We start from the raw sequence: 6,000 nt of genomic DNA on the forward strand, positions 1-6,000 counted from the left end.
CGGGAACGTCCACTAAGTCGTCCACTAAATCGTTCTAGTGGACGCTAACAGGACCGGCCCTGCCGGCGCGTGGCTCCGATCGCGCAACCTTTGCGTGCGCCCCGCGTACTGGGCGCGGGTGCGGGCTCCGCCCGGGTCGCGAAAGTCTTTCGTAACCGGGGCTTTTCTCCTCCTTGTCCCGGGCGTGAACCGCGTGTCAGTGTCCCGGTCCAGCAGGCAGGCCGCTGCGGCGGTGCACACGAAAGCCTTTCGCGCTGCTTTCCGTATCTGCCTTGCGCACCACATGGCATTGCGAGAGAAAGAGGCAGAGCATGCACGGGACTTCGAGAACGAGAACTCGGCGGATGGTCGTATCCCTCACCACCGTGTCGGCCGCCGTGGCCATCGCCTCCTGCGGGACGTCCGGGCCGTCCACGACGTCGTCCTCGAAGGGCCTGACGATGTGGGCGCTCAACGACCAGACGATCCTCAAGGAGTCGGTCGACGCCTACAACAAGGAGCACCCGGACGGGAAGATCACGCTGCGGCTGTTCGCCAACGACGACTACAAGCAGAAGCTGCGCGTGGCGTTCGGCGCGAACCAGGCACCGGACATCTTCTTCAGCTGGGGCGGCGGCGCGCTCAACGACTACGTCAAGGCGGGCAAGGTCGACGCCCTGTCCGCGTCCCAGGTCAAGACGGACCGGTTCACGCCGAGCGTGCTGCAGAGCGCCACCTTCGACGGCAAGGTCTACGGCGTACCCGCCAACGGCCTGGCGCCGGTCGTCCTCTACTACAACAAGAAGGTGCTCGCCGACGCGGGCGTCCAGCCCCCGAAGACGTACGACGACCTGCTCGCGGCCGTGAAGAAGCTGAAGGCGAAGAACGTCATCCCGATGTCCCTCGCGGCCAACTCCAAGTGGCCGACGCTGATGTACACGGAGTACCTGCTCGACCGGACCGGTGGCTCCGGGGTGTTCTCGAAGATCGCCGGCGGTGACGCCTCGGTGTGGAAGGACGCGTCGGTCACCAAGGCCAACCAGTACCTCCAGGATCTGTCCGAGGCGGGTGCCTTCGGCTCCAACGCCTCGTCCGTCAACTACGACCAGGGCGCCTCCACCGCGCTCGTCTACACCGGCAAGGCGGCCATGGAGGTGATGGGCACCTGGGAGTACGCCAACTTCGTCAAGGCCGCACCGGACTTCGTGAAGAACGACCTCGGCTACACCACGTTCCCGACCGTGCCCGACGGCAAGGGCGACCCGGCCGGCATCGTCGGCAATCCCTCCAACTTCCTGTCCCTGAACGCGGCGAGCAAGCACAAGTCGGAGGCGCTCGACTACTTCAAGGACTACGTCCTGGACGACTCCCAGATCGACGCCTACCTGGCGGCGGGCAGCGTGCCGCCGGTCAACGGCCTTGAGTCGAAGCTGGCTTCGACGACTTCGGCCGACAAGAAGTGGCTGCAGTTCGTGTACGACCTGGTGCAGAAGTCCCCGAGCTTCCAGCTCTCCTGGGACCAGGCCCTGCCCTCGGACCAGTCCGACCCGCTGCTGACCAACGTCGACAAGTCGTTCCTGCGGGAGATCGAGCCCGCGCAGTTCGGCGAGAACATGAGCAAGGCGGCGCAGTAATGACGGCAGTTGTCCCTACGCCCGGCCCTGCCGCGTCCGAGAGGGCGCGGTCGGGCGGGGCCCGGGTGGGGCGCCGCTGGAGCGGTGCCCTGATGGCCGCCCCGGCGCTGGTGATCTTCGCCCTGTTCGGTCTCGTCCCACTCGTGGGCGTGCTGGTGCTGAGCCTCGCCGACTGGGACGGGCTGGGTTCGATCGGCTGGGCCGGCGGAGCCAACTGGAGCGCGGTGCTCACCGACAGCGCCACCTGGCAGGCGGTGTGGCTCACCGTCAAGGTGATGGTGATCAGCTGGCTGGTCCAGACGCCCGTCGCGCTGGCGCTCGGTGTGTTCCAGGCGCCGCGGGGCCGGCTGCGCTCGCTGTTCGCCGTGCTGTGGTTCCTGCCGCTGCTGCTGTCCGCCGTCGCGATCGGCCTGACCTGGCAGGCGCTGCTCGACCCGTCCTTCGGCATCGGCGCCACCCCCGGACTGCACTGGCTGGCCAAGCCGTTCCTCGGCTCGCCCGACCTCGCCCTCTACACGGTGATCTTCGTGATCGCCTGGCAGTTCGTGCCCTTCCACGCGCTGCTCTACCAAGCCGGACTGCGCCAGATCCCGGTCTCTCTCTACGAGGCCGCGGCCATCGACGGGGCCGGGCCCCGGGTGCGCTTCCTGCGGATCACGCTGCCGCAGCTGAAGTACACGTTCGTCACCTCCAGCACGCTGATGCTCGTCGGCTCCCTGACCTACTTCGACCTGATCTTCGTGCTCTCCGGCGGCACGGGCGGCCCCGGCACCGCCACCCGGGTGCTGCCGCTGGCCATGTACATCACCGGCTTCCAGGCGCACGACATGGGCCGGGCCAGCGCCGTCGCCACGCTGCTGGTGGTGACGGGTCTGGGGCTCTCGCTGCTCACCACCCGCCTGTCGGGCTTCACGAAGATGGACAGTCAGCAGGAGGGCATGTGAGCACCACCGTGACCAAGACCCGTGCGCGCGTCGACCGCGGCGCCGTCGTACACCGCCCGGTGGCACCAGCACCGGCGGCAGCCCGGCCGCGCTCGGCCGTCGCCGTCGTGCGCCGCGTGCTGAGCGGCGGTGCCACCCTCTTGTGGACCGCGCTGGTCGTCGTACCGATCTATTGGCTGGTCGTGACCAGCCTGCGCGGCCGTACGGACTTCACCACCGACAGTCCGCTGGCGCCGCCCGGGCATCCGACGCTGGAGAACTACCGGACCGTCCTGGCCGGCGACTTCACGACCTATCTGCTCAACAGTGTCGTCGTCACCGTGGCCACGGTCGCGCTCACCGTCGTCGCGGCGCTGATGGCCTCGTTCGCGATCGTCCGGCACAGCGACAACCGCTGGTTCCGTGTCACCTTCCGGCTGTTCCTGCTAGGCCTGGCCATCCCGTTGCAGGCGGTGATCATCCCCGTGTACCTGCTGATCATCCGGATGCAGCTCTACGACAGCCTGTTCGCGATCGTGCTGCCCTCGGTGGCCTTCGCGCTGCCGATCACCGTGATGATCATGGTGAACTTCCTGCGGGACGTGCCGCGTTCGCTGTTCGAGGCGATGGTCGTGGACGGGGCGAGCGACTGGCGGATGCTGTGGTCGCTGGCGGCGCCGCTGGCCCGCCCCGCGCTGGTGACGGTCGCCGTGTACGACGGCCTCCAGGTGTGGAACGGGTTCCTCTTCCCGCTCATCCTCACCCAGAGCGGCGACAAGGCGGTGCTTCCGCTGGCGCTGACGCTCTACAAGGGGCAGTTCGGCATCGACATCCCGGCCATGATGGCCGCGGTGGTGCTCTCCACCCTGCCGATGCTGGCGGTCTTCGTACTCGCCCGCCGCCAACTCGTCGCCGGTCTCACCGCCGGTTTCTCCAAGTAGCCCCCACCACCGGGCAGTTCACCCCGTACGACGGCCGGGCCCCGCGCCCGGCCCCGTCGGCGTGCCCGCGCAACACCGAGGAGTCGTGAATGACGACCACCATGCCCGACCACAGCGGCCTCCCCCACGAGGAGAGCGACCGCCCTTGGACGGATCCCACCCTGCCCACCGCCGAACGCGTCGAGGCGCTGCTCGCCCGGCTCACCCTGGCGGAGAAGGTCGCGCAGTTGAGCAGCACCTGGGAGGACATCGAGGCCGACGGTCCCGAAGTGGCCCCGGGCAGCAACCACTTCGGCCGCGTCGGCGACCTCGACGAGACGGCCCGGCACGGCCTGGGCCAACTCACCCGGCCCTACGGCACCCTCCCCCGCCCCGCGTTGGAGCACGCACGCCTGCTGGCCGAGCACCAACGGCAGGTGGTGGCGCAGAGCAGATTCGGCATCCCGGCCATGGCCCACGACGAGTGCCTGACCGGCTTCACCGCCTACGGCGCCACCATCTACCCCACCTCGCTGGGCATGGCGGCCAGCTTCGACCCCGCGCTGATCCGCAAGGTCGGCGAGGCCATCGGGTCCGACATGGCGGAAGCGGGCGTGCACCAGGGCCTGTCCCCCGTCGTCGACGTCATCCGCGACTACCGCTGGGGCCGCTGCGAGGAGACCTTCGGCGAAGACCCGTACCTGGTGGGCGAGTTGGCCGAGGCGTACGTGACCGGCCTGCAGAGCGCCGGGGTGTACGCCACCCTCAAGCACTTCGCCGGGTACTCCGCCTCGACGGGCGGCCGCAACCACGCGCCCGTGGGCATCGGCCGCCGTGAACTCTTCGACGTGATCCTCCCGCCCTTCGAACGGCTCGTCGCCGCAGGCGTGCGGTCGGTGATGAACTCGTACGCCGAGATCGACGGCGAGGCACCGGCCGCGAGCGAGTGGCTGCTGACGTCGGTGCTCCGCGAGCGATGGGGCTTCGAGGGGACCGTCGTCTCCGACTACTGGTCAGTGCCCTTCCTGGTCAACGATCACCGGGTCGCGGCCGGTCTGCCGGAGGCCGGTGCGCTGGCGCTGCGTGCCGGGATGGACGTCGAACTGCCCGACCAGCGAGGCTTCGGCAGCGCACTCGTCGGCGCGGTGGAACAGGGCCTGGTGGGCGAGGAGTTGGTCGACCGGGCGGTTCGGCGAGTGCTGCGGCAGAAGGCAGACCTCGGGCTGCTCGACGCCGACTGGGACCCCCGTCCACCCGCCCTGATCGCGGGTGAACTGGACCTCGACAAGCCGACGAGTCGCCGACTCGCGCACGCGGTGGCCCAGTCGAGCGCCGTCCTGCTGTCGAACGACGGGATCCTGCCCCTCCCCTCGACCGGCCGCGTCGCGCTGATCGGCCCGTGCGCCGACGACGTACGCACCATGTTCGGCTGTTACAGCTTCCCCAACCATGTCCTCGCCGAACGCGACGACCTCGGCAACGGTGTCGAGGCGGTCTCGCTGCGCGATGCCCTGACGGCCGAACTGCCCCTGGTGGACTGGGCGTTCGAGCCGGGCTGCCCGATCCGGGAGGAGGACCGTTCCGGGATCGCGGCCGCGGTGGAGGCGTCCGCAGGGGCCGATCTCACCGTGCTGGTCGTCGGCGACAAGGCCGGCATGTTCGGGATCGGCACCTCGGGCGAGGGCTGTGACGTGGAGGACCTGCGGCTGCCGGGCGTGCAGGAGGAGCTGGTCGAGGCGGTGTTGGCGACCGGTCGGCCGGTCGTCCTGGTCGTCAGCAGTGGGCGGCCCTACGCGGTGGGCCGGTTCGCGTCCGCCGCCGCGGCCATGGTGCAGGTCTTCCTGCCGGGCGAGGAGGGCGGCCGTGCGGTGGCCCAACTCCTGTCCGGGAAGGCGAACTTCAGCGGCAAGCTGCCCGTGCAGATCCCGACCACGCCAGGCGGTCAGCCCTACACCTACCTTCACCCGCCGCTCGGCGACCGGCAGAGCTGGCTCTCCAACCTCGATCCGACACCGGCGTTCCCCTTCGGACACGGACTGTCGTACACGAGCTTCCAGATCGACGGGCTCGGCGTCGACCGCGAACCGGTGCCAGTGGACGGGGAGTTCACGGTCGGGGTGCGGGTGCGGAACACGGGGGCGGTCGCGGGGGCCGAGACCGTGCAGTTGTACGCGATCGATCCGGTCGCCCAGGTGACCCGCCCTGTACGGTCCCTGCTCGGCTTCGCCAAGGTGCCCCTCGCACCCGGTGAGCGGGCGACCGTCCGCTTCCACGTCCACACCGACCGGCTGGCCTTCACCGGTCTGGACGGCAGACGCATCGTCGAACCCGGCGAGATCCGCTTGCAGATGGGCTCGTCGAGCCTGGACACACCGGTGCGGGAGACGGTCCGACTCGTCGGCGAGGAGCGGGACGCGACGGTACTGCGGCAGCACGCGGTGCCGGTGAGCATCGAGCGGGAGTAGGCGGCGGGGAGAGGTCCCCCTGCGGCTGCGCGGGGCGATGCTCGGCGAGCGGATGCTGGCCGACCTGCGCGAGGACTTC

Annotated in this window: 4 protein-coding genes; all 4 read left to right on the top strand. The window is 69.6% G+C overall.

The features are described from left to right. Positions 1-344: 344 nt before the first annotated feature. The 4 genes from ACWDR3_RS36620 to ACWDR3_RS36635 all read left to right on the top strand — a co-directional run bounded on the left by ACWDR3_RS36620 (position 345) and on the right by ACWDR3_RS36635 (position 5,921). A complete protein-coding gene (locus tag ACWDR3_RS36620) occupies positions 345-1,613 on the top strand; it encodes an extracellular solute-binding protein (protein ID WP_450356885.1) in 1,269 nt (422 codons plus the stop codon). 92 nt (positions 1,614-1,705) lie between these two features. Then, a complete protein-coding gene (locus ACWDR3_RS36625; protein ID WP_450356888.1) occupies positions 1,706-2,557 on the top strand; it encodes a carbohydrate ABC transporter permease in 852 nt (283 codons plus the stop codon). Then, the gene (locus ACWDR3_RS36630) at positions 2,554-3,477 is read left to right on the top strand and encodes a carbohydrate ABC transporter permease (RefSeq protein ID WP_450356886.1); all 924 of its coding nucleotides are present in this window, start codon (positions 2,554-2,556) and stop codon (positions 3,475-3,477) included. Before ACWDR3_RS36625 ends, ACWDR3_RS36630 begins: the two co-directional genes overlap by 4 nt. 89 nt (positions 3,478-3,566) lie before the next feature. Further along, the gene (locus tag ACWDR3_RS36635) at positions 3,567-5,921 is read left to right on the top strand and encodes a glycoside hydrolase family 3 N-terminal domain-containing protein (protein ID WP_450356887.1); all 2,355 of its coding nucleotides are present in this window, start codon (positions 3,567-3,569) and stop codon (positions 5,919-5,921) included. Positions 5,922-6,000: the final 79 nt, after the last annotated feature.

This window comes from Streptomyces sp. NPDC001002 (assembly GCF_053599215.1).

Excerpts from the sequence above, each read along its gene's own strand:
- ACWDR3_RS36635 (WP_450356887.1), top strand. The coding sequence starts at position 3,567 with ATGACGACCACCATGCCCGACCACAGCGGCCTCCCCCACGAGGAGAGC.
- ACWDR3_RS36625 (WP_450356888.1), top strand. The coding sequence starts at position 1,706 with ATGGCCGCCCCGGCGCTGGTGATCTTCGCCCTGTTCGGTCTCGTCCCA.
- ACWDR3_RS36620 (WP_450356885.1), top strand. The coding sequence starts at position 345 with ATGGTCGTATCCCTCACCACCGTGTCGGCCGCCGTGGCCATCGCCTCC.